This is a genomic window from Pseudomonas sp. 18-147, from assembly GCF_051048045.1.
GTDB lineage: Bacteria > Pseudomonadota > Gammaproteobacteria > Pseudomonadales > Pseudomonadaceae > Pseudomonas > Pseudomonas aeruginosa.
The window spans coordinates 330,497-357,399 of the sequence record NZ_CP182296.1 but is presented as its reverse complement, the minus strand read 5'-3'; the positions used below and the strand labels follow the sequence as shown (position 1 = coordinate 357,399).

Below are 26,903 nucleotides of genomic sequence, written 5' to 3'. Positions count from 1 at the left end.
CGACCCGACTGGACCACCGGAGGCGTCTCGCCATGAACATCCGTTCGATACCCCATCCGCACCGGTACTGCAGCTGTCGGCCGCGAATGCGCGCCTGACGCCCCGTGTTCCCGTCGTTCCGCCAACACCCCATTAGAACAATCGAAACAGCACACACCTAGGAGCTGCACATGTCCCTTCGTCGTTTCGCCCTGGCCGCACTCGCCAGCGCCCTGGTCTCCGGCCCGGTTGCCGCAGCCACGCAACTGCTGAACGTTTCCTACGACCCGACCCGCGAGCTGTACCAGGCCTACAACGCGGCCTTCATCAAGCACTGGAAGGCCCAGGGCGGCGAGGACCTGACCGTCCAGCAGTCCCACGGCGGCTCCGGCAAGCAGGCCCGCGCGGTGATCGACGGGCTCAAGGCCGACGTGGTGACCCTGGCCCTGGCCGGCGACATCGACGAACTGCACAAGCTCGGCAAGCTGCTGCCGGCCGACTGGCAGGCACGCCTGCCGGACAACAGCACCCCCTACACCTCGACCATCGTGTTCCTGGTGCGCAAGGGCAACCCCAAGGGAATCAAGGACTGGGGCGACCTGACCAAGGAAGGCGTGGAAGTCATCACGCCGAACCCGAAGACCTCCGGCGGCGCGCGCTGGAACTTCCTCGCCGCCTGGGCCTGGGCGAAGAAGCAGTACGGCAGCGACGAGAAGGCCAAGGACTACGTGCAGGCGCTGTACAAGCACGTACCGGTACTCGACACCGGCGCCCGCGGCTCGACCATCACCTTCGTCAACAACCAGATCGGCGACGTGCTGCTGGCCTGGGAGAACGAGGCGTTCCTGGCGAAGAAGGAACAGGGCGGGGAAAACTTCGAGATCGTCGTGCCCTCCATCTCCATCCTCGCCGAACCGCCGGTCGCGGTGGTCGACAAGGTGGTCGAGAAGAAAGGCACCCGCAAGGTCGCCGAGGCCTACCTGCAATACCTGTACAGCGAGGAAGGCCAGCGCATCGCCGCGCAGAACTTCTACCGGCCGCGCAACCAGAAGGTCGCCGCCGAGTTCGCCACGCAGTTCCCGAAACTGAACCTGGTCACCGTCGACTCCGATTTCGGCGGCTGGAAGACGGCCCAGCCGAAGTTCTTCAACGACGGGGGCATCTTCGACCAGATCTACCAGGCGCAATGATCGCGACGGCAGACCCGTCGCCCGAACCACGGCCCCTCTCCCAGACCCTCTCCCGGACGGGCGAGGGGGCTAGCAGGCCCGGTCCCGTACCGGGCCCACTGCCGGAAGGAACCGGCACCGGGAGAGCCACCAAGCGTTCCAACGCAGAGTAAGGACAGAACATGTCACGACGCATTTCCCCGGTCATACCCGGCTTCGGGCTGACCCTGGGATACACCCTGGTGTACCTCAGCCTGCTGGTCCTGATCCCGCTGGGGGCCATGTTCCTCAAGACCACCCAGCTCAGCTGGGAGCAATTCTGGGCCATCATCAGCGCGCCGCGGGTGCTCGCCGCGCTCAAGCTGAGCTTCGGCACCGCGCTCGCCGCCGCCGTGCTCAACGGCTTGATCGGCACGCTGCTGGCCTGGGTCCTGGTGCGCTACGAATTCCCCGGACGGAAGATCATCGATGCCATGATCGACCTGCCCTTCGCCCTACCCACCGCCGTCGCCGGTATCGCCCTCACCGCGCTCTATGCGCCGGCCGGCCTGGTCGGACAGTTCGCCAGCGACCTCGGCTTCAAGATCGCCTATACCCCCCTGGGGATCACCCTGGCGCTGACTTTCGTGACCCTGCCGTTCGTGGTCCGCACGGTGCAGCCGGTGCTCGCCGACATTCCCAAGGAAGTCGAGGAAGCCGCCGCCTGCCTCGGCGCCAGGCCGCTGCAGGTGTTCCGCCATATCCTCGTGCCGGCGCTGCTGCCGGCCTGGCTGACCGGTTTCGCCCTGGCCTTCGCCCGGGGCGTCGGCGAATACGGCTCGGTGATCTTCATCGCCGGCAACATGCCGATGAAGACCGAGATCCTGCCGCTGCTGATCATGGTCAAGCTGGACCAGTACGACTACACCGGCGCCACCGCCATCGGCGTGCTGATGCTGGTGGTGTCCTTCATCCTGCTGCTGCTGATCAACCTGCTGCAGCGTCGCATCGAAACCCCGTAAGGAGGGCGCCATGTCCAGTGCAAGCATTTCCGCTGCCACCGCCAGCGCCTCCCGCCGCGGCAACGCCGGCGGCCGCCTGGCCCTGATCGTCCTGGCCTGGCTGGTCTTCGCCCTGTTCCTCCTGCTGCCGCTCTACGTGGTCCTGAGCGAGGCGCTGAAGCAGGGTTTCGGCACCTTCTTCGAGGCGATCCTCGAACCCGACGCGCTGGCCGCGCTGAAGCTGACCCTGATCGCGGTGGCCATCTCGGTGCCGCTCAACCTGCTGTTCGGTGTCGCCGCCGCCTGGTGCGTGAGCAAGTTCGAGTTTCGCGGCAAGAGCATCCTGGTGACCCTGATCGACCTGCCGTTCTCGGTCTCGCCGGTGATCGCCGGCCTGATCTACGTGCTGTTGTTCGGCGCCCAGGGCTACTTCGGCGAATGGCTGAGCGACCACGACATCCAGATCGTCTTCGCGGTGCCCGGAATCGTCCTGGCGACCCTCTTCGTCACCGTGCCCTTCGTCGCCCGCGAACTGATCCCGCTGATGCAGGAGCAGGGCACCCAGGAGGAGGAAGCCGCCCGCCTGCTCGGCGCCAACGGCTGGCAGATGTTCTGGCACGTGACCCTGCCGAACATCAAGTGGGGCCTGATCTACGGCGTGGTGCTCTGCACCGCCCGGGCGATGGGCGAGTTCGGCGCGGTGTCGGTGGTTTCCGGACACATCCGCGGCGTCACCAACACCCTGCCGCTGCACGTCGAGATCCTCTACAACGAATACAACCATGTCGCCGCCTTCAGCGTCGCCAGCCTGTTGCTGCTGATGGCGCTGGTCATCCTTCTGCTCAAGCAGTGGAGCGAATCCCGCATGTCCCGACTGAAAAGCAATGCTGACGAGGAATGAACCATGAGCATCGAAATCCGTAACGTCAGCAAGAACTTCAACGCCTTCAAGGCCCTGGACGACATCAACCTGGACATCCAGAGCGGCGAGCTGGTGGCCCTGCTCGGCCCCTCCGGGTGCGGCAAGACCACCCTGCTGCGGATCATCGCCGGGCTGGAAACCCCGGACGCCGGCAACATCGTGTTCCATGGCGAGGACGTCTCGCAGCACGACGTGCGCGACCGCAACGTCGGCTTCGTCTTCCAGCACTACGCGCTGTTCCGCCACATGACGGTGTTCGACAACGTCGCCTTCGGCCTGCGCATGAAGCCCAAGGGCGAGCGGCCGGGCGAGTCCGCGATCAAGGCCAAGGTCCACGAACTGCTCAACATGGTGCAGCTCGACTGGCTCGCCGACCGCTATCCCGAGCAGCTCTCCGGTGGCCAGCGGCAGCGTATCGCCCTGGCCCGCGCGCTGGCGGTGGAGCCGAAGATCCTGCTCCTCGACGAACCCTTCGGCGCCCTCGACGCCAAGGTGCGCAAGGAGCTGCGCCGCTGGCTGGCGCGCCTGCACGAGGAGATCAACCTGACCTCGGTGTTCGTCACCCACGACCAGGAAGAGGCGATGGAAGTGGCCGACCGCATCGTGGTGATGAACAAGGGCGTGATCGAGCAGATCGGCTCGCCCGGCGAGGTCTACGAGAACCCGGCCAGCGATTTCGTCTACCACTTCCTCGGCGACTCCAACCGCCTGCAACTGGGCAACGATCAGCACCTGCTGTTCCGCCCCCACGAAGTGTCGCTGTCGCGTTCCGCGGTGGCCGAGCACCGCGCCGCCGAGGTCCGCGACATCCGTCCGCTGGGGGCGATCACCCGGGTAACGCTGAAGGTCGACGGCCAGGACGAACTGATCGAAGCCGAAGTGGTGAAGGACCACGACAGCCTGGCCGGCCTGGCCCGCGGCGAGACCCTCTACTTCAAGCCGAAGGCCTTCCAGCCGGTGGCCAATCTCTGATCCCGCGGCGGGTTCAGCCCGCCGTGCGCTCCGCCAGGCCGCGCAGTCCCGCGCGGCCCTTCGACGACACCTGCAACGCCCGCGAGCCGTCCTGCGGCCGCAACCAGCCCTGGCGCAGACAGGCCTCCAGCAACGCCGCCCCCAGCGCGCCGCCGAGGTGCGGCTTGCGTTCGCTCCAGTCGGGGCAGGCGCAGGCGAACTGCCGACGGCGGCGGCGGACCTCCGCCAGGTCGATTCCCAACCTGGCCAGCCCGGCCTCGCCGGTCGCGCTCAGGCGCAGCGTCCTGCCCTCCTGCTCGATCCAGCCGGCATCCAGCATCCGTGCGAACACACCGACCGCGAGTTCGCCGGCCAGGTGGTCGTAGCAGGTCCGCGCCTCGCGCAACGCCGACGGCGTGCCGTGGCTCGGCGGCAGGCTGCGCCGCTGCGGCTGCAGGGCCAGGGAGGCGCTGGCCAGCGCTTCCACCGCCTGCCCCACTTCGGGCCCGGCCAGGCGATAGAAGCGATTGCGCCCGCGCGCCTCCAGGCTCAGCACGCCGCCCTCGACCAGCCGTCCCAGGTGGCCGCTGGCGGAGGACGGCGAGACGCCCGCCAGCAGCGCCAGCTCGCTGGCCGGGCGGGCGCTGCCATCCATCAGTGCCCAGATCATCTGCGCGCGGCCGGGATCGGCGAGCAGCGCCGCCAGCGAACTGAAGCCGGGATTGAATTGCATGCTTCACCTCCGGATGAAACATTGCCTGTCGACGACGAGAGATACTGGCCGCCATCGCCCGTTCGCGCCAGCCCGAGACAAGGAAGAACCCGCATGTCCGTCGACCTCCACGCCCTGATCCCGCTGATCGCCCTCACCTTCCTTCTCGCCGGCTTCGTCAAGGGCGTGGTCGGCCTGGGCCTGCCGACGGTCTCGGTGGGTCTGCTCGGCCTGGCCATGCCGCCGATGCAGGCGGCGGCGCTGCTGATCGTACCGTCGATGGTGACCAACCTCTGGCAGCTCGCCTGCGGCCCGCGCTTCCTCGGCTTGATGAAGCGCCTGGCCGGCCTGCTGCTCGGGGTGGTCGTGGGCACCCTGCTGGTCGGCGCATGGCTCGGCGGCGACGCGCCAAGGCAGGCCACCGGCGTGCTCGGCCTGGCCCTGGCGGCCTACGCGCTGCTCGGCCTGGCCGCGATCCCGCTGCACCTGCCGGCACGCCACGAGCCCTGGGCCGGCCCGCTGGTCGGGCTGGCGACCGGCGCGCTGACCGCGGTCACCGGGGTTTTCGTGATTCCCGCGGTGCCCTACCTGGGAGCCCTAGGATTGCAGCGCGACGAACTGGTCCAGGCCCTCGGCCTGTCGTTCAGCGCCTCGACCCTGGCCCTGGCGGTCACTCTCGGCGTGCATGGCGACCTGCTCGAACCGCAGATGCTCGGCGCCTCGCTGCTGACCCTGGTCCCGGCGCTGGGCGGGATGCTCCTCGGCCAGTGGCTGCGCCAGCGGATCAGCGCGACGCTGTTCAGGCGCTGCTTCTTCGTCGGTCTCCTGCTGCTCGGCGCCGACCTCGCCTGGCGCGGTTTCCACTGACGCCAGGGACGCATTGCGCACCCGCCAGGGCGGACCTGCGGCCTTCGCGGGACTTCCGACGAACGGCACAAGCCGCTATCATCCGCCGCCGCGCGACCCCCACCGGGCGCGCGGCACCGGGCGGAACACGCCCGTCCGGCACGGAACGCCACCTATCGCAAGGAGCACACGATGAAGACCCGTCTTTCCCTTTCCGCCCTGGCCCTCGCCTGCGCCACCCTGGCCGGCTGCCAGAACCTGCCCCAGGGGGACCTCATGCAGCACGGCATGATGGCGGTGAAGGCCGCCACCCTGAGCGACGCCGAGGTCCGCCAGGTCGCCGACCAGGCCTGTGCCGAGTCCGACCAGCAGAACCGCATCGCCCCGGCCAACAGCAAGTACGGCCAGCGCCTGGACAAGATCGCCAAGGCCCTGGGCGACCAGATCGACGGCGTGCCGGTGAACTACAAGGTCTACCTCACCGAGGAGGTCAACGCCTGGGCCATGGCCAACGGCTGCATTCGCGTCTACAGCGGGCTGATGGAACTGATGAGCGACAACGAGATCGAAGGCGTACTCGGCCACGAGATGGGCCACGTCGCCCTCGGCCACACCCGCAAGGCCGCCCAGACCGCCTACGCGGCCGCCGCGGTGCGCGGCGCCGCCGGCGCCTCGAAGAGCGGCGCGCTGGCCGCCCTGTCCGGCTCCCAGCTGGGCGAACTCACCGAATCGCTGATCAACGCGCAGTTCTCCCAGTCCCAGGAATCCGACGCCGACGATTTCTCCTACGAGCTACTGAAGAAGCGCGGAGTGAACACCCAGGGCCTGGTCACCGCCTTCGAGAAGCTGGCCAAGCTGGGCGGCGGCGACAGCAGCATGTTCGATTCGCACCCGGGCTCCCAGGCCCGCGCCGATCACATCCGCCAGCGCATCGCCGCGGATCGCAAGTAACGCTCCCACCCCGGTCTCCCGCGCTCGCGGGAGACCTTCTCACGCCGCCCGCTTGTGCTCGCGAATGCAGGTCGGGCCGGCGCGCTCCTCGACCTCGCGCTGCACGTCGCCGCGCAGCCCCAGCAGAAAGGCTAGTTCCGCCAGCACGAAGAGCGGACCGACGATCAACCCGCTGAGATCGTCGACGAAGGCCGGCTTGCGCCCTTCGTAGTAATGACCGACGAACTGGATGATCCAGCCGACCACGAACAGGCCGACGCCCCAGCCCAGCCAGGCAGCGGTAGTCCCCGCCGCCAATTGCGCAGCTCCCCACACCGTCAGCGCCAGCAGCGCCGTCATGGCCACGCCGAAGCGCAGGTCCAGGCGCAGGTAGAACAGCGCCGCGGCGAGCGCCAGCAGCAGCGCCGGAGACAGGCCGAACCCCAGCGCCGGCCGCGCCAGCAACACGGCGATGGAGAGGACGATCATCGGAATGCCGATGAAATGGCTGAAGATGTTGCGCCGGTCGCGGTGGTAGGCGGCGTATTGCGCAAGGTGATCGACTAGGGTTTTCATTGTTGTGGTCTCACGCCAGGGTTCTCGCATCATCGCGCCGCCCCGGTTTTCCACTCTGTCAGCTAGACGACAAACATGAACGAGCGTACCGACTACCGTTCGCAACTCCAGGCCGGCCGCTGGTTCCAGGGTTTGCCGGAGGCCTTGCAGACGCACCTGCTGGCACTCGCCCAACCGCGCCAGTTGCCGCCGGGCCAGCGCCTGTTCGCCCGCGGCGACGCGCCCTGCGGACTGTACTGCGTGGTCGAGGGCGCGATCCGTATCAGCGCGGTCAGCGAGAACGGCAAGGAGGCGCTGCTGATCCTGGTGGAAGCGCCGCACTGGTTCGGCGAGATCGCCCTGTTCGACGGCCAGGCGCGCACCCACGACGCCTACGCCGAAGGCCACACCCAGCTACTCCAGGTGCCGCAGGCGGCGCTGCTCGAACTGCTTCGCCGCGAGCCGCACTACTGGCGCGACGTGGCCCTGCTGATGAGCCACAAGCTGCGCCTGGCATTCATCGCCCTGGAAGAGATGGCCCTGCTGCCGGCCGCACAACGCCTGGCGCGGCGCCTGCTGATGCTCGCCGAGGGCTACGACAACAGCCGCAGCCGGCAGGTCCTGCACCTGCCGCAGGAGCAGTTGGCATTGATGCTGTCGCTGTCGCGGCAGACCACCAACCAGATCCTCAAGGACCTCGAAGCCCAGGGCATCCTCCAGCTCAGCTACGGCGGCATCGAGATTCTCGACCTCGCCGGCCTGCGCGCGGCCACCCACGGCTGAGCGCGAATCACACTTTCGAACGCTTGCAGGCGCGCCATGGCCGGCTACCGTGTGCAGGGCACCTGCCCTCGGTGCGGATATCCATAACGACAACAACAGGATCTCCCCATGCTCCGTCCCGCGCTTCCCGCTGTCCTCTGTCTTTACTGCCTGCTGCTGGTGCTGCCGGCGCGCGCCGCCCTCGACGACCAGCAACGCGCCCTGCAACAACTGCAGGTCCAGGCCTGTCGCGCGGTGGGCAGCCTGTTGTTGCTGCGCGGCGAGGGTTTCCAGGAACAGCACGCGGCGCAACTGGAGAAGGACCTCGCCAGCCTCGACCGCGCGCTCGCCGCCGCCCCCGAGGGGGTGCTCCTGCGGCAAGACGAAAAGACGCTGGTGGCGCGCATCCGTGAAGGCGCGGCCTACGGCCCCCGCGAAGAGGACCTGCCCTGGCGCTACCCGCAGCAACTGAGCCGCGCCCTGCGTGACTTCCTCAACCTGGTGGAACGCCAGGTGCCACCGCCCCCGCCAGGCCAGCCCCTGCCGCTCTGGCAGTTGCCGGTGCGGGTCGAGTACCTGTCCCTGCAATACCTGGCGCGCGCCTACCTGGGCGGGCTGGAGACTGCCCGCGAGCAGCCCCGGGACTATCTCGGCCAGGACGAGAGCGTGCTGGTCCCGCTGATCGACCGGCGCATCGCCCTGCTGGTGGCGCAAAGCGCCAACCCGGCGGGACTGAAGAAACTGGAAAACCGCTGGGAGTACCTGAGCCAGGCCCTGCGCGACCTGAACAGCAAGAGCAGCGCGCTGGTCAGCGCTTCCGGCAGGCCCTGGGCGCCGATCATCGTCGACCGCCACGCGCGGGCCCTGAGCGAAAGCCTGATGCGCTTGAGTGCGGAGTGAGGCCACGCGCCGCACGGGGCGGATAACCTCGCGACTCGCAACGTTGCGCCAGCGTCCGCCCCGACTCCCTGGCCAGCGCATTTTTTCGAATCCGCCCTGCGGATTTTGATTTGCCGCCACGCCCTGGCGCAGGCGCAATGGTGCTCCCGAAAGGAGATCGCCATGCCCACTGCCAACCCACCCGGCCGCACCCTCTGGCTGATGGCCGCCATCGTCCTGGTCGGCCTCAACCTGCGGCCCTCCATGGCCGCCGTCGGCCCACTGCTGAACGCCATGCGCGGCGAGATCGCGCTCAGCTTCGGCGACGTCTCGCTGCTGACCGCCCTGCCGGTGCTGACCCTCGGCCTCGGCATGTTCTTCGGCCTGGGCATCGCCCGCCGCGTCGGCGAGTGGCGTTCGGTGGCCCTCGCCCTGCTGCTGATCGGCGCCGCCAGCGCCCTGCGCCTGGGCAGCCGAGGCCTGCCCGACCTGCTCGGCAGCGCCATGCTCGCCGGTCTCGGCATCGCCCTGATCCAGGCGCTGATGCCGGCCCTGATCAAGGCCCGTTTCGGCGCGCGCACGCCGCTCTGCATGGGGCTCTACGTCACCGCCATCATGGCTGGCGCGGCGCTGTCCGCCAGCGCCGCGCCGACCCTGGCGGAGCACGCCGGCTGGCGGCTCGGCCTCGGTGCCTGGGCGGCGCTCGCCGCGCTCGCGCTGCTGGCCTGGTGGCTGCAACCCGGCACCCGCCTGCGCCTGCCCGCCGCGCAGCCGGGCAGGAGCCTCCTGCGCTATCCGCGGACCTGGCTGCTGGTCCTGTTCTTCGGCCTCGGCACGGCCTGCTACACCTGCGTGCTGGCCTGGCTCGCGCCCTATTACCTGGAGCAGGGCTGGAGCGCCCAGGAATCCGGGCTGCTGCTCGGTTTCCTGACGGCCATGGAGGTGCTCTCCGGGTTGCTCGCGCCGGCCCTGGCCAGCCGCTCGCGGGATCGCCGCCCGGTGCTGGTCGGGCTAACGGCGCTGATGCTGGCCGGCTTCCTCGGCCTCGCCTGGGCGCCGGCCAGCCTGCCGCTGCTCTGGGCGCTGTGTCTCGGACTGGGCATCGGCGGGCTGTTCCCCATGGGCTTGATCGTCTGCCTCGACCACTTCGACGCGCCGCAACGCGCCGGTCAACTGGCTGCCCTGGTACAAGGCGCCGGCTACCTGATCGCCGGGGTCTCGCCATGGATCGCCGGGCTGCTGCGCGACAGCCTCGGCAGCTTCACCGGAGCCTGGCTCGGGCTGGCCACGGTGGCGGCGCTGCTACTGGGGCTGGGCCTGCGCTTCGACCCGCGGCGCTATGCGGCACTGTTCGACGAGCGACAGCCGCAAGGCGTCGGCGCCGAAAGCTTGCGCTGAGGAAAGGGACGGGTTCTGATGGCGCTCCCGACGCCGTCAGGACGCCCCGATGCTGATCGCCAACGGCCTGCGCAAGGTCGACATGCAGGACCTGCTGGTCTTCCTACAGGTCCACCAACGACAGAACCTCGTCGAGGTCGCCGAACACCTGAACCTCAGTCCGTCGACGGTCAGCTACTGCCTGAAGAAGCTGCGCCAGGCCTTCGACGACGAGCTGTTCATCGCCACCCGCGGCGGCATGCAGCCGACCCACAAGAGTCGCGCCATGCTGCCCCACGTGGAGGAAATGCTCGCCCGCATCAACGCCTGTCACGCCGCCCAGGGCAGCTTCGACCCGCGTGGCGAGCCGCGGACCTTTACCCTCTGCGCGCCGGAATATGTCGAGCTGCTGATCCTTCCGGCACTCCTGCGACGGCTCGCCGCCAACGGCCCGAGGATCGGCCTGGACATCCGCCGCCTGGGTCCCGAACTGCCCACCGAAGCATTGCTCGACGGCCAGGTCGACCTGGTCTTCGACTTCGGTCCCGAGTACCACCGACCGGCACCGGAGCTACAGGCGCTCGCCCTGTTCAGCGACGAGCTGCTCTGCGTACAGGATCGTGCCCAGCCGCGCCACGAGCGCCTGGAACTGGACGAGTTCTGCAGGCGCCGCTTCGTCTTCCCGACCCCGCTCGACGCCAGCAACGCCAACCTGGTGGACACGTGGCTGCGACGCCAGGGCCGCAGCCGCGAGGTCGCCGCGCGCGCCAACAGCTACGTCGCCGCCCTGCAACTGCTGTCGGGCAGCGACTTCGTGCTGATGCTGCCACGGCGTATCCATGCACTGCTCGACGATGGCCGCCATCACGCCTGCCTCGCACCGCCCGGGCTGCCGCCGTTCGCCCTGCACCTGTCATGGAGCCGCGCCGCCGACCAGGACCCGGCGAACCTCTGGCTGCGCGAACAGGTGCTGATCGTCTGCGCCGAGCTGGGTTTGCTCTAGCCTGCGTCATCCTGCACTTCGAGGCTCGCCGCCAGGGAGCGCCAGAGCACTTCGGCGAATACCTGCTGGATGCCGCCGGCCAGGTAGTCGAACATCTGCTGCGCTTCCCGCCACTGGCTGCACACCAGCCAGAGATCCGGCTCGAGGGCGTCCCTGCGCACCTGGTACTCCAGGCAACCCGGCGCCTCCAGCCCCGGTTCGACCAGTTGTTGCAGGCGCAGGCCAAGCCGTTCCGACTGACCGTTGCGCGCGCGAATACGGATGACCTGGCTGGCGCTCATGACGGACGCTCCTCCGGACGAACGAGCGACGCCTCAGTGGGCGCCGCGCTCCAGTGGCTTGAGGATCGGGTCGCCCTCTTTGAGCAACTCCCAGACCAGCAACTTGGCCGGCTTCATCGGATCGGGATTGCGTGCCAGCAGGTGCGGCACGTTCGCCGGCTCGTACCAGCTCTGGCCCACCGTGTAGGTTTCCACCGGGCCGCCTTCCAGTTGCGTCTGCACGGTGCCTTCGAGCACGTAGACGAACACCGAGCCGGGATGCACATGGGGCGCGGAGACCTGGCCGGGCTTGAACGACACCGTCAGCATCAACCCACGATGGCCGGGAATCTCGGCCAGGGCCTGGTCGCGCAGGGTTTCCACCTTCTCCGCAGCATGGGCGCTGGCCAGCGTCGGCAGCGCGGCGAGCAGCAGGCAGGCGATCGATCGATTGGCCTTCATCGCCGCCCACCTCACTCCGGTTGCATGCCCATGCCGACGCCGAAGCGGTTCCAGGCGTTGATGGCCGAGACCGCCAGGGTCAGTTCGGCGATCTCCTTGTCGTCGAAGTGCTCGCGCAGTTCGTCGAGCAGGCCGTGCGGCAACGGACCCTGACTGAGGCGGGCGAGTTGCTCGGTCCAGGCCAGGGCGGCGCGCTCGCGCGGGGTGAAGTAGGGGGTTTCCTGCCAGACGCAGAGCGCTTGCAGACGCTGCTCGGTCTCGCCGGCCTTGCGCGCGTCGTTGGCATGCATGTTCACGCAGTAGGCGCAACCGTTGATCTGCGAAGTGCGCAGGTAGACCAGTTCGATCAGCGGGCGCTCCAGGCCGGCCTTGGCCAGGGCCTTTTCCAGGCCGAGCATGGCGGCATAGGCGTCGGGGGAGGCTTTGGCCCATTCGAGGCGGGTGGTCATGGCGAATCTCCTTGGCTGATTGGCAGCCGCGAGAGTGGAAAGCGGCGCGGCATGGGGTAACACTAAGCCTGCCTTTGGCTTCCACGAAGAGCCAATTACCAGAAATACCAGGTAGCCAATTTCGCCATGGAACTGCAACTGATCCTCGACGGCCGCCACGACCTGGTCGGCCAGCTCTATCGCCAGCTGCGCGACGCGATCCTCCACGGTCGCCTGGCCACCGGCGATCGCCTGCCAGCCACGCGCTACCTTGCCGAACGCCTGGAAGTGTCGCGCAAGACCGTCAGCGAAGCCTACGAGCGCCTCACCAGCGAGGGCTTCCTCGAAGGCCGGGTCGGCAGCGGCACCTTCGTCGCCCGCGGGCCCGCCGGGGAAGCGCCGCCGCAGCGCGCCGACGGTCCGCTGCGGCCGGCCGCGCGCTGGGCACGCATCGAACCGCAGTCCGGTCTGATGGACCAGCGAGCACCGCTCCGCTACAGCTTCGCCGGCGGCACGACCGACAAGCGCCGCTTTCCCTTCGATACCTGGCGTACCTGCGTGCTCCAGGCGCTACGCCTGCAACAGCGCTCGCCGGCGTTCTACAAGGAAACCGAAGGCGACCCCGAACTGCGCCTGGCGATCTCCCGCTACCTGGCGATCAACCGCGCCGTGCAGTGCGACTGGAACGCCCTGATGGTCACCCAGGGCGCCCAGCAGGGACTCGACCTGCTGGCCCGGGTGATGCTCGACCCCGGCGACCTGGCGGTGGTCGAGGAACCCGGTTATCCGCCGGCCCGCGCCAGCCTGCTGGCCACCGGCGCCGAGGTGCGCGGAGTGCCGGTGGACGCCGAGGGGCTGCGCGTCGACCTGCTGCCGGACAACGCCAAGCTGGTCTACGTCACCCCGTCGCACCAGTTCCCGCTGGGCATGCCGATGAGCCTGGAGCGGCGCCTGCAGTTGCTGGACTGGGCGCAGCGCCACCGGGCGCTGATCATCGAGGACGACTACGACAGCGAGTACCGCTTCGACGGGCGTTCGCTGGAGTCGCTGCGCAGCCTCGACCGGAACGGCCAGGTGGCCTACCTCGGGACCTTTTCCAAGACCCTCTTCCCCGAGCTGCGCCTCGGCTACCTGCTGCCGCCGGCAAGCCTGCGCGAAGCGGTGCTGGCGGCGCGCAAGCTGGTCGACCGGCACAGCGAGACCTTGCAGCAACGCGCCCTCGCGCTGTTCATCCAGCGCGGCGACTTCGCCCGCCATACGCGCCGCTTGCAACGCGAATACGCCCAGCGTCGCGGGCGCCTGCTGGAACGCCTGCACGGCGACCTGAGCCCCTGGCTCGAAGCGCTGCCGGCGGTGGCCGGGATCCACCTCGCGGCGCGCTGTCGCGAACCGCTGGATGTGCTGCGCATCGCCCGTCATTTGCGCCAGCAAGGCCTGGAGGTCGGCACCCTGCCGCCCTTCTACGCGGAAACCCCGGCACAGGCCGGCTTCCTCTTCGGCTTCGGCTGCATCGAACGGGACGACATCGACCCGGCGTTGGACCTGTTGCGCGCCGAGCTGCGGCGCTAGGCGCGCTTCCGCCCATCCACGGCCGGCAACTCGGCGGCGTGCGTAGGAGCCGATCTCCCCGGCAAGAGGCTCGATTGCAACCGCGCCCATGCCCAGCGGCGCATGACGCGCCGCGTTATCCGCCCTATGGGACAAAGGCCCGGCGAGGACGGCTCAGGGCTGCAGCAGTTTCGCCAGTCGTTCGCCGTCCAGCCCGAGCATGCGGGCAGCCTTGCTCTCGGCCAGTTGCTCCGCGTCGTCCTCGGGCAGGCTGGCGGCCTGGGTCGCCAGGCTGAGGATCAGCTCTTCGCGGGAAAGCACGCCACCGAACTGGTACGCCGCAGCGATCAGCCGGCGCAGCTCCAGCGGCAGCCGCCAACGCGCCCGCAGGGCCGAGCCGAAGCTGGCGCCGAAACGCCCCAGCAGCTCGTCGAGCCGCGCCTCGTCCAGCGCGCCGCCGCCATCGCACCAATCCTGCAATGTCCGCAGCAGCGCCAGGTCGCCCAGGCGATGCAGCAGCCCTGCGGTATAGCAGCGCTCGACGTCCGCGCCGAGGGCGTCGGCCAGTTCCCAAGCGATGTCCGCGCAACGTTGCGAAAGATCCCAGAAGTGCATGGCGCGCTCGGCCAGTAGCGGCTCGCCGAGCTGGATGGCCCGCTGCAGGCTGAAACCGAGCACCAGGTTCAGGCTGTGCCCGAGTCCCAGCCGCCGCAGGGCCTGGCCCAGGGTCTGGCAGGCCGGACCGACGTGCCGGGCGGCGCTGTTGGCGGCGGCGATCAGGCCAGCGGTGATCTGCGGGTCGCGACCGAACTCATCCTCCAGCACGCGCAGCGGATGCTCCTCGGCGCTCAGGCAACGATCGCTGGCGGCACGCACGTCGGCCAGCAACGGCGCCCCCTCCGCGGAGTCGCGCGCACGTTCGAGGAAAGCCTCCAGGTTCTCGCCCGCGTCCCGCTCCGGCAGCGGACAGGCGACCACCTCGTCGCCCTTCAGCAACAACCCTCGCAGGCGTTGCATCAGGTTCTCGGCCTGGAACGGCTTCACCAGGTAGGCGGTCGGCGCCAGTGCCACGGCGGCGCGCACGCTGGCCTGGTCGGCGCGGTCGCTGATCAGGATGAACGGCTGCTCGGCGACCGAGCGGCGCAGGCGCGCTTCGCGCAGTAGCTCGAAGCCATCCACCTGCGGCAGGTTCAGCTCGGCCAGGATCAACGCGAAGCGCCGGCGCCGGCAATGCGCCAGCGCTTCTCCGCCATCGCCGCAGAGGACCAGCCGGGCATCGCAACGCACGCCGAGGACCAGTTGGCCAAGCAAGTCGCGACTCCAGGGGTCCGGGTCGGCAATCAGGATGACGGGGGCCTTTTTCGCGGCACTCATGGCGTTCCTCTTCGAACCTGGCGAACCGAGCGGGACGCACCAGGCATGACAGGCGGGCACGACACGGCCCGCGGGCACACAAGGGTATGACGGACGAACACGGTGCGCCTCTAGGACCTGTCCTAATCGCCACGAACGGAACGACCGGAGGAATGCGGGAGGATTCGTATGCGCCAGGCGCCCAAGGGTAACAGGGGAAAACCGTTCGTCGGGCGTTTCGCGGAAAACCCTGGCAGAAAAAAGAGGCTTCCGTTTCCGTGAAGCCTCTGAAAGAAAGGCCCGCGCGGACGCGCGGGCCTCGGGGGTATCGCTTTGCCGGTGAAGCTTAAGCGAGTTCGTCGAAGCACTCGGCCAGGATGGCCAGGCCCTTCTCCAGTTGCGCGTCGGGGATGGTGACGGGCATGAGGAAGCGGATGACGTTGTAGTAGGTGCCGCAGGAGAGCAGGATCAGGCCCTTCTCGCGCGCACGGACGACGATCTTGCTGACCAGCTCGGCGGCCGGCTTGTGGGTATCGCCGCCCTCGAACAGCTCGATGGCCACCATCGAACCCAGGCCACGAACGTCGCCGATCACCTTGTGCTTGGCCTGGATCTCGCGCAGGCCGGCCTTGAGGCGCTCGCCGACGGCTTGCGAACGTTCCAGCAGCTTCTCTTCCTCGAACACCTTCAGCACGGCCAGTGCCGCGGCGCAGGCGATCGGGCTGCCGGCATAGGTGCCGCCCAGGCCGCCGGGCGCGATGGCGTCCATGATCTCGGCCTTGCCGGCCACGCCGGAGATCGGGAAGCCGCCGCCGACCGACTTGGCGAAGGTGGTCAGGTCAGGAACGATGCCCAGTTGCTCGGTAGCGAAGAAGGTGCCGGTACGGCCGGCGCCGGTCTGCACTTCGTCGGCGATCAGCAGGATGCCGTGCTGGTCGCACAGGGCGCGCAGGCGCTGCATGAAGGACTTGGAGTTGACGTAGAAGCCACCCTCGCCCTGCACCGGCTCGATGATGATCGCGGCGATGTCCTGGGGCTGGGCATCGTTCTTGAAGATGCGCTCGATGCTGGCGATGGAGTCGTCCTCGCTCACGCCGTGCAGCTCGCAGGGCGCCAGGGCGCGGAAGATGCCGCCCGGCATCAGGCCCATGCCGGCGGAGTACGGGACCACCTTGCCGGTCAGGCCCAGGGTCATCATGGTGCGGCCGTGGTACGCGCCGGTGAAGGCGATCACGCCAGCGCGGCCGGTGGCGGCGCGGGCGATCTTGACAGCGTTCTCCACGGCTTCGGAGCCGGAGGTGACCAGCAGGGTCTTCTTCGGGAAGTCGCCCGGCACGCGCTTGGCGATTTCCTCGGCCAGCTCGATGTAGGGTTCGTAGGCCAGCACCTGGAAGCAGGTGTGGGACAGCTTGCCCAGTTGCTCCTGGACCGCGGCGATCACCTTCGGATGCAGGTGGCCGGTGTTCAGCACGGCGATGCCGCCGGCGAAGTCGATGTACTCGCGGCCTTCCACGTCCCAGACGGTGGAGTTCTCGGCGCGCTCGGCGACGACCGGGTGGATCTGGCCCACGCCGCGGGGTACCGCGGCCTGGCGACGCTTCAGCAGGGATTCGTTGGTCTTGCTCATGGCTTCCTCAGTGGCCGCTCATCGGGTCGGCCGGGTCAAAGGATGAAGGCGGGAAGGAAGCTCCCCAAGGCAGCATGCGATGATCGACTGCCTCGGGACTTGCAGGCCCGCCAGGGCTCGGAGCCGCTTCGCGATCGGCGACCGCGTCTCCCGGTTCGTCCGGTGCCACCACCGGCAACGTCGACACCGGACGGCGCAGCTCTTGCCTGCCGTCCGGCCCCTCCGGATGCGTTCCTCGCCGGGCTCAGATACCGCCCAGGCAGAGGTACTTGATCTCGAGGTAGTCCTCGATCCCGTACTTGGAACCTTCGCGGCCCAGGCCCGAGGCCTTGATGCCGCCGAACGGCGCCACTTCGTTGGAGATCAGGCCGGTGTTGATGCCGACCATGCCGTACTCCAGTTGCTCGGCGACGCGGAACACGCGGGCCAGGTCGCGGGCGTAGAAGTAGGACGCCAGGCCGAACTCGGTGTCGTTGGACATGGCGATGACCTCGGCCTCGTCCTTGAAGCGGAACACCGGCGCCAGCGGGCCGAAGGTCTCGTCCTTGGACACCAGGGCGTTCTTCGGCACGTCGACCAGGATGGTCGGCTCGAAGAAGGTGCCGCCGAGGGCGTGCGGCTTGCCGCCGGAAACCACCTTGGCGCCCTTGGAGACCGCGTCGGCGATGTGTTCCTCGACCTTGGCCACGGCCTTGGCGTCGATCAGCGGACCGGTGGTCACGCCGGCTTCCAGGCCGTTGCCGATGTTCAGCTTGGCCACGGCGGCCTTCAGCTTGTCGACGAAGGCGTCGTACACGCCGTCCTGCACGTACAGGCGGTTGGCGCAGACGCAGGTCTGGCCGTTGTTGCGGTACTTGGAAATCAGCGCGCCCTCAACGGCGGCGTCCAGGTCGGCGTCGTCGAACACGATGAACGGCGCGTTGCCGCCCAGCTCCAGGGACACCTTCTTGATGTCCTGGGCGCACTCGGCCATCAGTTGGCGGCCGATTTCGGTGGAACCGGTGAAGGTCAGCTTGCGCACGATCGGGTTGCTGGTCAGCTCGCCGCCGACTTCGCCGGCGCTACCGGTGACCACGCTGAACACGCCCTTCGGAATGCCGGCGCGCTCTGCCAGTTCGGCCAGGGCTAGGGCGGAATACGGGGTCTGCGAAGCAGGCTTGAGCACCATGGTGCAGCCGGCGGCCAGGGCCGGGCCGGCCTTGCGGGTGATCATCGCCGAGGGGAAGTTCCACGGCGTGATGGCCGCGGTCACGCCGATCGGCTGCTTGATCACGATGATGCGCTTGTCCGGCTGGTGGCCGGGAATGGTGTCGCCGTAGATGCGCTTGGCTTCTTCGCCGAACCATTCGAGGAAGGAGGCGGCGTAGGCGATCTCGCCCTTGGCCTCGGCCAGCGGCTTGCCCTGCTCGATGGTCATCAGGCGGGCCAGGTCGTCCTGGTTCTCGATCATCAGGTCGAACCAGCGGCGCAGCTTGTTGGCGCGCTCCTTGGCGGTCAGCGCACGCCAGGCCGGCAGGGCCTTGTCGGCAGCCTCGATGGCGCGGCGGGTCTCGGCGGCGCCCATCTTCGGCACGCTGCCGATGATCTCGCCGGTGGCCGGGTTGTTCACCTTGATGGTCTGGCCGTTGTCGGCATCCACCCAGGCGCCATCGACGTAGGCTTGTTGACGGAACAGCTTGGCATCTTTGAGTTGCATGACCTGTCTCCTTCGAGGAATGCCGTGAGCAGCGGGTCTACCTCGACTACCCCGCGTGCCTGGTTGTCTGGTTCGGTTGTAACCGGAAAGTGTTGCCTGCTGGTTATTCGAAAGGGCCAGCGCCCCGGTGTTCCATTTCCTGCGCCCTGTGCCAGCGGCGTCGCCGTTACCGGCCGGCCACCGTGCGCAACGGGCGGACGCGGACGAACGCGACCGCCGACAGGCGTCGGGGAGGATACGAAAGACTCGTGCGGGAAAGGGATTGCGGACGAAACGCCACGCCGGCACCACGGCGGCCCGGCAGCGCGAAAGGCCGGACGAGCGACGGGCAGGTCAGAAAGAGGTCATTCCAGGGGCTCGCGGCCGGCTGAACTGATGCCAATTCCCCGGTCTCCTGTTGTTGTGGCTTTGGGGGCGTTTGAAATCTCAAACGAATCCTAGGGCCACCACTGACAAAGGGCAATACCCCGTTCGATAAAATCAACGAAAGTCGGAAAATTCTGCTGCTTTTCTGAGCACATCCTCGACGGACGGTCGTTTTCGTTCGAAATCACGAACGTACGCACAGGGAATGGACTCCCGCCGACGAGATGCGTATGATTGCGGCCTGCCGCGCGAGCCGCGGCGCTGCATCCGTAGCTCAGCTGGATAGAGTACTGCCCTCCGAAGGCAGGGGTCGTGGGTTCGAATCCCGCCGGATGCGCCATACAAATCAAGCACTTACCAAAAGTCATTAGCCACAAGCCACCTCTCATGGGTGCATGGTGGGTGCAGTAAGCCTAAAGGAAAGCCCCGTCCTGAATCGCTCAGGCGGGGCTTTTTTATGCCGGCCAGCTCAAATGTCTGTCGTCAGTTCCAGCAGGGCAACCGGGTGGTCTGCGTCGCTCCCGGTAAGTTCGATCCCCTGGCGATTGGTCAGGCAAGGTGGGATTTTCCTCACTTCCCCCATTGGCGGTTGTGAGATAGCGCCGCGTTAGCCCATGGCTCAGTTCGGAGCCATCGCTGGTCGCGCCAAGGGGCGCACTTGAAATGCGCCCCTTCCCGGTAACGCGATCAACGTTAGTCCACCGTTAGCCAACGTTGCTCCAACGTTAATGCCCGAGGCCGTAACTCAGCGGGGTCGCCGTCTCCACAAAATTGCGGCCACGGTCGCGCGATCATCTCCTGAAAAATCAGGGCATGTTCACTACGAATATTTTGTAGTGGCGGCTTCAGCCGGTGGCTGGAGTGAGAGTTTTACGAGACTCTCGTAATACCCCGAATCTGGGGGATTTTGTGCGTCCGAAATTCGGACGCACAAAACACCGACTGACGACGAATTTCGTCCGCAGTCAAAAGGACGTTTTGCGTACTTTTGAAGCCGGGTTTTCAAATGCGGGATATTCCCGTATTTGCGCTTGAACGCAGCGAGCCTTTGCCTGCAATGCAGGAGATCCAAAACCGGCGATTTGCCGGTTTTGAGGTCGGACTATCCGACTTCAAGCCGGCCACCCGCATTTGAACGGCGGTTCGCCCCCATTGGGGGAATACCGGCTGAGGGAGAGGTCACGCATACGGTGGAAAGGTGAGCTTGTACCGGCTGGGCTTGGTGAACGTTTGGACAATCAGACTACGCGTGCTGAAGCGTTGTTTGGATAGGGGCAGAGGCAGAAAATACTCCAACCATTCAGCCTCACAATCCAAAAGCCATTGTGCAACTTTTTGGTTGATAACGTTGTGGATAGAACGCTAGGGAACAAATACCCAAAGGGCTCCGAGAGAGTGCGCAACTTTTTGCAAGCGGTGCGCAAAAAGTTGCGCAATTTTCAGTGTTCTTCCTATGAGAATCGCCAGCGAGTTTTTGGCTTCCCCCAATAACGCCTTGATGGAAAAGAGTTTCAAGACCAGTGGCACAGTTCTTGTCTAGCACTGGTGCCCCCGGCATGTCGCCTGGGCACTTTCAAAGACAAGGAACGTATCCATGGCAACCCCCGCCTACATGTCCATCACCGGCACCAAGCAGGGCCTGATCACCGCCGGCGCCTTCACCGAGGACTCGGTCGGCAACACCTACCAGGAAGGCCACGAGGACCAGGTGATGGTCCAGGGCTTCAACCACGAAGTGATCATCCCGCGCGACCCGCAGTCCGGCCAGCCGACCGGCCAGCGCGTGCACAAGCCGGTGGTCATCACCAAGGTCTTCGACAAGGCCTCGCCGCTGCTGCTGGCCGCCCTGACCTCCGGCGAGCGCCTGACCAAGGTCGAGATCCAGTGGTACCGCACCTCCGCCGCCGGCACCCAGGAGCACTACTACACCACCGTCTTGGAAGACGCGATCATCGTCGACATCAAGGACTACATGCACAACTGCCAGGACCCGGGCAACGCCCACTTCACCCACCTGGAAGACGTGCACTTCACCTACCGCAAGATCACCTGGACCCACGAAGTCTCCGGCACCTCCGGCTCCGACGACTGGCGCTCGCCGGTGGCAGGGTGAGTTGACAGGCACACCGGTCGTACACCTGTGCGGCCGGTTCTCCGTCGAGCCGAAAATGTCCGCGACTTCGCGAAATCGACACAGAGCCAAAGACTTTCGGCGCCGGCTGAGCAAGAGTAACGTGGCTTGCTCCTCCAATGGATTGGAAAGGAACTGCCCACCCGGAACAGGGAACGATCCATGCGTCAAAGAGACCTGAAATTCACCTTCGTCGTTGGCGAAGGGAACCTTGCGTTCGATGTCGTCGAGTTCGAACTGGAAGAAGCGCTCTGCGAGCCTTTCCGCCTGAGCCTGAAGCTGGCCAGCGACAAGAACGCCATCGATTTCAAGCAGGTACTCGACCAGCCGGGCACCTTCACCCTCTGGCAGGACGGCCGTCCGGCCCGCTACGTCCATGGCATCGTCAGCCACTTCACCCAAGGCAGCTCGGGTTTTCGCCGGACCCGCTACGAACTGCTGCTGGAACCACAGTTGGCGCGCCTGGAGCTGTGCTGCAACTGGCGGATCTTCCAGGAGAAGAGTGTTCCGGAGATTCTCCAGGCGCTGCTCAAGGAACACCGGGTGCTCGACTACGAACAGCGCATCTACCATGAGCACCTGCCGCGCGAATACTGCGTGCAGGCCGGCGACAGCGATCACTACCTGCACGACCGGCTGGCCTTCGAGGAAGGCCTGGTCTACTACTTCCGCTTCGACGAACACCGCCACACCCTGGTCTGCAGCGACCGGCTCTACGTCCAGGAGCGTATCGCCGGCGGCCCGGTGCTGTTCAGCGCCCAGCCGGAGGGCGACAACCCGCAGCCGGTGCTTCATTCTTTCCGCTACAGCGAAAATGTTCGTACGGCTCGACAGACCCAGCGGGACTACAGCTTCAAGCGCCCGACCTACGACCAGGAGCATCATCTCGCTGGCGAGGCGCTCGAGCATCAGGACTCGTCCTACGAGCGCTACGACTACCCCGGTCGCTACAAGCGGAGCGGCGCGGGCCGGCCTTTCAGCGAAAGCCGCCTCAGAGGACATCGGCGCGATGCACGGGTGGCATCGGTCAGCGGCGACGACCCGCGGCTGATCCCGGGCCACGCCTTTGCCCTGGAAGGTCATCCGCGTGCCGACTTCAACGCCTGGTGGCGGCCGGTGCGGGTGGTCCATCGCGGCACCCAGTATGCCGGCCAGGAGGAAGAGTCCGCCGACGCCCCTCTGGGGGTGAGCTACGACCTGCGCGCCGAACTGGTGCCCGAGGACGTCGAATGGCGTCCCGCACCGCTGCCTCGGCCACGTATCGATGGTCCGCAGATCGCGACGGTAGTCGGCCCGGCAGGGGAAGAGATCCATTGCGACGAGTGGGGACGGGTGAAAGTCCAGTTCCCCTGGGATCGCGAGGGACGTCACGATGAGTTCAGTACCTGCTGGATACGGGTCGCGCAGAACTGGGCAGGTGCCGACTGGGGGCACATGGCGATCCCGCGGATTGGCCAGGAGGTGATCGTCGATTACCTGGACGGCGACTGCGACCAGCCGATCGTCACCGGGCGCACCTACCGGGCGACCAACCGGCCGCCCTACGCGCTGCCCGACCACAAAATCCTCAGCACCATCAAGAGCAAGGAGTACAAGGGCAGTCGGGCCAACGAGCTGCGCATCGACGACACCACGGCGCAGATCAGTGCGGCGCTGATGAGCGACCACGGTGCCAGCGCGCTGCACCTGGGCTACCTGACCCATCCTCGGCCCGAAGGCGGCAAGCCGCGCGGCGAGGGCTTCGAACTGCGCACCGACGAACATGGCGCGGTGCGTGCGGCCAAGGGGCTGCTGCTGAGCACCGAGGAGCAGCTCAGGGCCGGCGCCGGCCATCTCGACCGAGGCGTCGTGGTGCAGGTGCTGGAGGCGGCGCTGGAGCTGGCCCGCGAGCTGGGCGACTACGCCGGGGAGCACCAGGGCGTGGGGCACGACGCGGCGCCGCAGCAAACCCTCCAGGAAGCCGTGCGCGACCTCGGCCACGGCGCCAACGACGAGTCCGGCAAGAGCAACGGAGGCAAGCCGGCGATCGCCTTGAGCGGTCCGGCAGGGATCGCTGCGGCGACGCCGGCGAGCCTGACCCTGGCCGCCGGCGAGCACGTCGACAGCGTGGCCCGGCAGAACCAGCAGGTGACCGCCGGGCAGAAGGTGGTGATCAACGCCGGCAGCGACATCGGCCTGTTCGCCCAGGGCGGCGAGCTGCGCCAGATCACCCACCAGGGGCCGATGCTGCTGCAGGCGCAGAAGAACGACATCCGCCTGGAAGCCGAGCAGAGCGTGGAGGTCAGCGCCAGCCAGCAGCACGTGCTGGTCACCGCGAAGGAGCACATCACCCTGATGTGCGGCGGCGCCTACCTGACCCTCAAGGGCGGCAACATCGAGCTGGGCATGCCCGGCAACTTCGTGGTCAAGGCGGCGAAGCATAGTCATGTTGGTCCTGCCTATGCGTCTACGGCCTTCAACTCTTGGTCCGGAGCACCGTTCGATCAGCGCGTACGTGTTGTGCGTGGAGGTAGACCGCTTCCCAACTATCGTTATGCGCTTGTGTATAGCGATGGGGCAAGGGTAGAGGGCGTTACCGACAAGGACGGCTGGACAGCGCTGCAGCAAGGACTGACTTCGGAGGGATATGAGATCGAGTTGCTAGGGCCGGCAGAGGTCTGATGCAACTTGGCATATGGGCCCACATGGAGAGGAGATCGAGATGAGTGAGCCAACTAGGCTTGTGTCTACGCACATTGGGACCAATGGACACACCACTGCTCGTGTGACGATGAGTCCAACTAGTAACAAGGTTCGTGCCGAAATTACTGCCCCTCCGGATCAGGCGATTCCGGTTGTTTTTGTGCCGGGCATCATGGGTAGTCCGTTATTGACGTCAAATGCGGAGGCTGGAAGGTTACTTGGGGAAAACAATCGTTGGGCTTGGTTTCCAGACGATGGCGTGGGGTGGGTGGCGGGGTTTACTGCGAAAAGAGGGTACCGTCATCTGAGCCCGACAGAGCGGAAATTGTTGCTTGATCCCGACACTACACGGCCAGTCTCGTCTCCCGAGGATGCAGATCGTGAAGTTGTTTCCGAGCACATTACTACTCTGCCGTTGCAGGAGGCACTTAGTCGTGGTTGGGGGTCGGTGATGATCAGCTCGTACGGCGGCATTCTCAATTTCCTAGAAGCGCAGCTTCGCTTCATCATCACCTCGAAGGGGGAGGTGTATCCGGGGGTGCAAGGTGCGGTGCCGCACAACCCAGAGGTGTGGGGGCAGCTCAATGGCTATCAAGTACTCACAAAGGAGATGTTGCGGGAGGCTGCCGAGTTTCGTTATCCCGTCTATGCAGTGGGCTACAACTGGCTGCAGACCAACGGCAAAGCCGCCGACTATCTGGCGGGAAAAATCGAAGCCATCATTGATCGTTGCAGGAAAGAACTTCGAGTCAAGTGTGACCATGGGGTGATACTGGTTACCCACTCTATGGGAGGGTTAGTTGGCCGAATGTGTGCCAAACGCTATCCCGCTTTGATTCAGGGAGTAGTTCATGGCGTGCAGCCAGCGGTTGGAGCCGGAACGGCTTATCGTAGGGTGCGTGCGGGTTGGGAGGACTTCGCCGGAAGCATCGGGCTTGGTGGAACTGGAAAGAAAATTATGCCGGTATTTGCTAATGCAGCAGGCCCATTGGAGCTTTTGCCCAATCATCGTTATGGGGCCGGTTGGCTGCGCATCACTTGCGAGGGCAGAGTTGTCGCACAACTACCGGAGGCACGTGTGGGGCAGGCGGAGCCCTATATGCAAATTTATATGGAGCCTCGAGCGTGGTGGCGCTTGGTTGATCCGCTTTGGATTGATCCGGCGGTCAATAAAATAAAAGGTCCCGCAGCGCTTCAAGCACTTCAGAAAGCCTGGGGGCGCTATGGAATGCGACTGGGCGAGGCAAAGCATTTTCACACCGAACTCGGTAGCAGCTATCACCCTAATACATACTCGCATTACGGCGCAGATGAAGGGGAAATGGCTTTTCATCGCGTCACATGGAATCTTCAGCCGCAAATGATCGCTGCATACCGCAAGGACCTGCCTCCTACCCGAGGGCCCGTACCATCGACCGTTCACGCTATAGGGTTGCGTATGTGGCGCGATGACCACGAGGGGACGGCTTATCTGGTTAATGATGCTGATGGACAGGATATGGTCATGCAGCATGGAGTGGGGGTCATGCGAAGCACTAAAGGCAACTCTTATGTTGGGAAAATACAGGGGCAAGACCAAGTAGGTGATGCAACGGTACCTGCGCATTCTTCCGAAGACTCGGCAAAGGCCGCTGTTTTCTCCGCTCGTATGACAGGGTTTGACCATCAGGCCTCGTACGATAATCGAATGGTGCAAAACGTCACTCTGTATTCGGTTCTATGTATCGGTGCGTTGGCAGTACGAAAAGAGGCCGGAAAATCCACGACAACTACAGAAATACCCGCATGAAATGGCGTAAGTATATACCGCACGCTATCTTGCTGGGCATAGCGATAGCCGTGAGCTTCTATGCCTTGCGTTACTGGGGTGACAGCAAATTGCATAGGAATTATCCCATGACAGAATTGACAAAAAAAATGCAGACCCATTGTGTTGGGCGCTTACTCATCGATCTACCAGAAGGAACGGAGTGGGAGCCTACCGCCAGCGGGGCGCATCTTGACGGTTATTTAGCTCTTTCGGTCACCACGGGAGTGTCTGAGGCTGATTACGCTATTTTGATGGAGAAACGATGGGCGGAGATCGAGGCAGAAGAAAAGAAATCCACCAGACTTGCTCCACGGTCGGCAAATAAAAGGAGTCCTCTAAAAAATAGCTCAGTATTTATATATAACTATGTGTGGGTCGAAGGACCTGACCTGAATGGAGTTATGCGTAAAGAGGTTTTTCATGAGGCTGAGGGATATTTGTGGCGTGACAACACATTGTTCACCTTCGGCCGCACGCTAAACGCTGCTGAGGATATTCTGCGTTGGCTTCCCCGGCTGTATACACGGAAGAACAATGAAATACCCGACAGGCCAGGGCTATGCCTGAATGGAGCCTTTGTTGAGTCATACTACGACCTCAATGCTCCGTTCGAGTCAGTTAGCTGGGGATTCAGACTGCCAAAGGAGCTAGGGTTGGTAGTGCGTCATGCGAAGGTGTGGGAACCCGAGCAGCCAATGTTGGAACGTTATCGGGAAGGAGAGGATGAATTCACCGGGCTTCTGGCGAAAGATCTTGCCAAGCCGGGGGTTGTCGCCGGTCGAAAGGAATATAGAGCTCGCAAACGCAATGTAGGCGATCTGGAGGGCGATGAGCGTGTGGTTGGTGGCACTGAAGGAAGAGGTAATTGGAAGTATTTCAAAACCAACATCGGTGGCGAATGGAGTTTCCCTGGTGCCGGAAGTCCTTATCCGATGCCGAGCGTTGGCATTGATCTGGAAACGACCTTTAAGACTGCGACGAAGCCTGCGGAACTTGGTGATTTCCCCACCCACGACGAGGCTCCGGCTTACCCGACTGAGGCAGAGTTCTTTGAACTCTGGGACACAATTCTCAATAGTGTCCGTTATCGCCCCGGAGCACTGACACCTCCTCCACCAAACTCGGGTCCAATGGCCAGTAGCGTCGGTAGCCCTCCTGTTCGCCCGGCACCACTGATGACCTATGACAGAGACGATTATGTTCTGGAGGAGTTTCTCACCAGTTTGACGCCGAAAGAGAATTGGTTGGATGACTTGTAAGGACCAGAAGAAGGAGTAATTGGCAATGGATATCGTTTGGCTCGGTGAAAGCACCTACCACGGTATCACGGTCACGGAGCCGTTTGGCCAGACTGATCGATGGCGGAGGCCACCAGGTGGTCTGCTCCCGATGACGAGCATATTTCCCATCATCGGGAGCAGTGCGCTGCTGGATGTGGATGGGAACGCCGGCCGCCTTGCTCGAGATGAGGATGC

General features: G+C 65.5%; 23 protein-coding genes and 1 tRNA gene. 16 read left to right on the top strand and 8 right to left on the bottom strand.

Going from position 1 to position 26,903, the window contains the following annotated elements:
- Positions 1 to 170 precede the first annotated feature (170 nt).
- From ACM0M4_RS01615 to ACM0M4_RS01600, 4 genes are all read left to right on the top strand, one after another.
- The gene (locus ACM0M4_RS01615) at positions 171 to 1,169 is read left to right on the top strand and encodes a sulfate ABC transporter substrate-binding protein (protein ID WP_003084243.1); all 999 of its coding nucleotides are present in this window, start codon (positions 171 to 173) and stop codon (positions 1,167 to 1,169) included.
- A 161-nt stretch (positions 1,170 to 1,330) separates the two neighbouring features.
- Positions 1,331 to 2,149, top strand: coding sequence for a sulfate ABC transporter permease subunit CysT (cysT, locus tag ACM0M4_RS01610; protein ID WP_003084241.1), 819 nt, complete (start codon positions 1,331 to 1,333; stop codon positions 2,147 to 2,149).
- 10 nt (positions 2,150 to 2,159) lie between these two features.
- Entirely contained in the window at positions 2,160 to 3,029 is an 870-nt protein-coding gene (gene cysW, locus ACM0M4_RS01605) for a sulfate ABC transporter permease subunit CysW (RefSeq protein ID WP_003084239.1), read from the top strand.
- Positions 3,030 to 3,032: 3 nt separating this feature from the next.
- Positions 3,033 to 4,022 (top strand): sulfate/molybdate ABC transporter ATP-binding protein, encoded by a 990-nt coding sequence (locus ACM0M4_RS01600; RefSeq protein ID WP_003084237.1) that lies wholly within the window; start codon positions 3,033 to 3,035, stop codon positions 4,020 to 4,022.
- Between the two features lie 13 nt (positions 4,023 to 4,035).
- Here the strand turns inward: ACM0M4_RS01600 and ACM0M4_RS01595 are convergent, their stop codons facing one another.
- Entirely contained in the window at positions 4,036 to 4,734 is a 699-nt protein-coding gene (locus ACM0M4_RS01595) for an ArsR/SmtB family transcription factor (protein WP_003104488.1), read from the bottom strand.
- A 93-nt stretch (positions 4,735 to 4,827) separates the two neighbouring features.
- Between ACM0M4_RS01595 and ACM0M4_RS01590 the strand changes: the two genes are divergently transcribed.
- Together ACM0M4_RS01590 and ACM0M4_RS01585 are read left to right on the top strand one after the other, a co-directional pair.
- Entirely contained in the window at positions 4,828 to 5,580 is a 753-nt protein-coding gene (locus ACM0M4_RS01590; RefSeq protein WP_022580821.1) for a sulfite exporter TauE/SafE family protein, read from the top strand.
- Positions 5,581 to 5,751: 171 nt separating this feature from the next.
- Positions 5,752 to 6,510: a M48 family metallopeptidase gene (locus tag ACM0M4_RS01585; protein ID WP_003112168.1), complete on the top strand. Its 759-nt coding sequence runs from the start codon at positions 5,752 to 5,754 to the stop codon at positions 6,508 to 6,510.
- Positions 6,511 to 6,549: 39 nt separating this feature from the next.
- Here the strand turns inward: ACM0M4_RS01585 and ACM0M4_RS01580 are convergent, their stop codons facing one another.
- The gene (locus ACM0M4_RS01580; protein WP_003107722.1) at positions 6,550 to 7,065 is read right to left on the bottom strand and encodes a DUF962 domain-containing protein; all 516 of its coding nucleotides are present in this window, start codon (positions 7,063 to 7,065) and stop codon (positions 6,550 to 6,552) included.
- Positions 7,066 to 7,140: 75 nt separating this feature from the next.
- Here ACM0M4_RS01580 and ACM0M4_RS01575 point away from each other — a divergent pair, with 75 nt between their 5' ends.
- The 4 genes from ACM0M4_RS01575 to ACM0M4_RS01560 all read left to right on the top strand — a co-directional run bounded on the left by ACM0M4_RS01575 (position 7,141) and on the right by ACM0M4_RS01560 (position 11,065).
- Positions 7,141 to 7,827 (top strand): Crp/Fnr family transcriptional regulator, encoded by a 687-nt coding sequence (locus ACM0M4_RS01575; RefSeq protein ID WP_003107720.1) that lies wholly within the window; start codon positions 7,141 to 7,143, stop codon positions 7,825 to 7,827.
- Between the two features lie 108 nt (positions 7,828 to 7,935).
- Positions 7,936 to 8,706: a hypothetical protein gene (locus tag ACM0M4_RS01570; protein ID WP_003107718.1), complete on the top strand. Its 771-nt coding sequence runs from the start codon at positions 7,936 to 7,938 to the stop codon at positions 8,704 to 8,706.
- A gap of 162 nt (positions 8,707 to 8,868) precedes the next feature.
- The gene (locus tag ACM0M4_RS01565; RefSeq protein ID WP_031640990.1) at positions 8,869 to 10,083 is read left to right on the top strand and encodes a CynX/NimT family MFS transporter; all 1,215 of its coding nucleotides are present in this window, start codon (positions 8,869 to 8,871) and stop codon (positions 10,081 to 10,083) included.
- Positions 10,084 to 10,132: 49 nt separating this feature from the next.
- A complete protein-coding gene (locus tag ACM0M4_RS01560) occupies positions 10,133 to 11,065 on the top strand; it encodes a LysR family transcriptional regulator (protein ID WP_003106255.1) in 933 nt (310 codons plus the stop codon).
- Here ACM0M4_RS01560 and ACM0M4_RS01555 read toward each other — a convergent pair.
- Genes ACM0M4_RS01555 through ACM0M4_RS01545 form a run of 3 tightly spaced genes read right to left on the bottom strand, consistent with a single transcriptional unit; the run spans position 11,062 to position 12,236 of the window.
- Positions 11,062 to 11,346 (bottom strand): antibiotic biosynthesis monooxygenase family protein, encoded by a 285-nt coding sequence (locus ACM0M4_RS01555; protein ID WP_003106257.1) that lies wholly within the window; start codon positions 11,344 to 11,346, stop codon positions 11,062 to 11,064. The genes ACM0M4_RS01560 and ACM0M4_RS01555 overlap by 4 nt on opposite strands.
- Before the next feature lie 33 nt (positions 11,347 to 11,379).
- On the bottom strand, positions 11,380 to 11,787 hold the full coding sequence (locus ACM0M4_RS01550; protein ID WP_003084212.1) for a cupin domain-containing protein: 408 nt from the start codon (positions 11,785 to 11,787) through the stop codon (positions 11,380 to 11,382).
- 11 nt (positions 11,788 to 11,798) lie between these two features.
- Positions 11,799 to 12,236 (bottom strand): carboxymuconolactone decarboxylase family protein, encoded by a 438-nt coding sequence (locus ACM0M4_RS01545; protein WP_003084211.1) that lies wholly within the window; start codon positions 12,234 to 12,236, stop codon positions 11,799 to 11,801.
- Between the two features lie 126 nt (positions 12,237 to 12,362).
- Here ACM0M4_RS01545 and ACM0M4_RS01540 point away from each other — a divergent pair, with 126 nt between their 5' ends.
- A complete protein-coding gene (locus tag ACM0M4_RS01540) occupies positions 12,363 to 13,784 on the top strand; it encodes a PLP-dependent aminotransferase family protein (protein WP_023092283.1) in 1,422 nt (473 codons plus the stop codon).
- Between the two features lie 153 nt (positions 13,785 to 13,937).
- Here the strand turns inward: ACM0M4_RS01540 and ACM0M4_RS01535 are convergent, their stop codons facing one another.
- The 3 genes from ACM0M4_RS01535 to gabD all read right to left on the bottom strand — a co-directional run bounded on the left by ACM0M4_RS01535 (position 13,938) and on the right by gabD (position 18,439).
- Positions 13,938 to 15,137 carry an HDOD domain-containing protein gene (locus tag ACM0M4_RS01535; RefSeq protein ID WP_003084206.1) on the bottom strand — a complete coding sequence of 400 codons (1,200 nt, stop codon included), beginning with the start codon at positions 15,135 to 15,137 and terminating at the stop codon, positions 13,938 to 13,940.
- Positions 15,138 to 15,462: 325 nt separating this feature from the next.
- Positions 15,463 to 16,743, bottom strand: coding sequence for a 4-aminobutyrate--2-oxoglutarate transaminase (gene gabT / locus ACM0M4_RS01530; protein WP_003106268.1), 1,281 nt, complete (start codon positions 16,741 to 16,743; stop codon positions 15,463 to 15,465).
- Positions 16,744 to 16,987: 244 nt separating this feature from the next.
- Positions 16,988 to 18,439 carry an NADP-dependent succinate-semialdehyde dehydrogenase gene (gabD, locus tag ACM0M4_RS01525; RefSeq protein WP_003106269.1) on the bottom strand — a complete coding sequence of 484 codons (1,452 nt, stop codon included), beginning with the start codon at positions 18,437 to 18,439 and terminating at the stop codon, positions 16,988 to 16,990.
- 629 nt (positions 18,440 to 19,068) lie between these two features.
- Between gabD and ACM0M4_RS01520 the strand changes: the two genes are divergently transcribed.
- The 5 genes from ACM0M4_RS01520 (at position 19,069) to ACM0M4_RS01500 (ending at position 26,687) form a co-directional block, all read left to right on the top strand.
- Positions 19,069 to 19,145: transfer RNA gene (locus ACM0M4_RS01520), tRNA-Arg, on the top strand.
- A gap of 1,254 nt (positions 19,146 to 20,399) precedes the next feature.
- Positions 20,400 to 20,918 (top strand): Hcp family type VI secretion system effector, encoded by a 519-nt coding sequence (locus ACM0M4_RS01515; RefSeq protein ID WP_003083317.1) that lies wholly within the window; start codon positions 20,400 to 20,402, stop codon positions 20,916 to 20,918.
- A gap of 180 nt (positions 20,919 to 21,098) precedes the next feature.
- Positions 21,099 to 23,597 (top strand): type VI secretion system Vgr family protein, encoded by a 2,499-nt coding sequence (locus ACM0M4_RS01510; RefSeq protein WP_115288935.1) that lies wholly within the window; start codon positions 21,099 to 21,101, stop codon positions 23,595 to 23,597.
- A gap of 40 nt (positions 23,598 to 23,637) precedes the next feature.
- Positions 23,638 to 25,407 carry an esterase/lipase family protein gene (locus ACM0M4_RS01505; protein WP_223716478.1) on the top strand — a complete coding sequence of 590 codons (1,770 nt, stop codon included), beginning with the start codon at positions 23,638 to 23,640 and terminating at the stop codon, positions 25,405 to 25,407.
- Complete coding sequence (locus ACM0M4_RS01500; RefSeq protein WP_153549362.1) at positions 25,404 to 26,687, top strand: T6SS immunity protein Tli4 family protein; 1,284 nt, start codon at positions 25,404 to 25,406, stop codon at positions 26,685 to 26,687. The genes ACM0M4_RS01505 and ACM0M4_RS01500 overlap by 4 nt, the downstream gene beginning before the upstream one ends.
- The last annotated feature ends 216 nt before the right edge of the window (positions 26,688 to 26,903 follow it).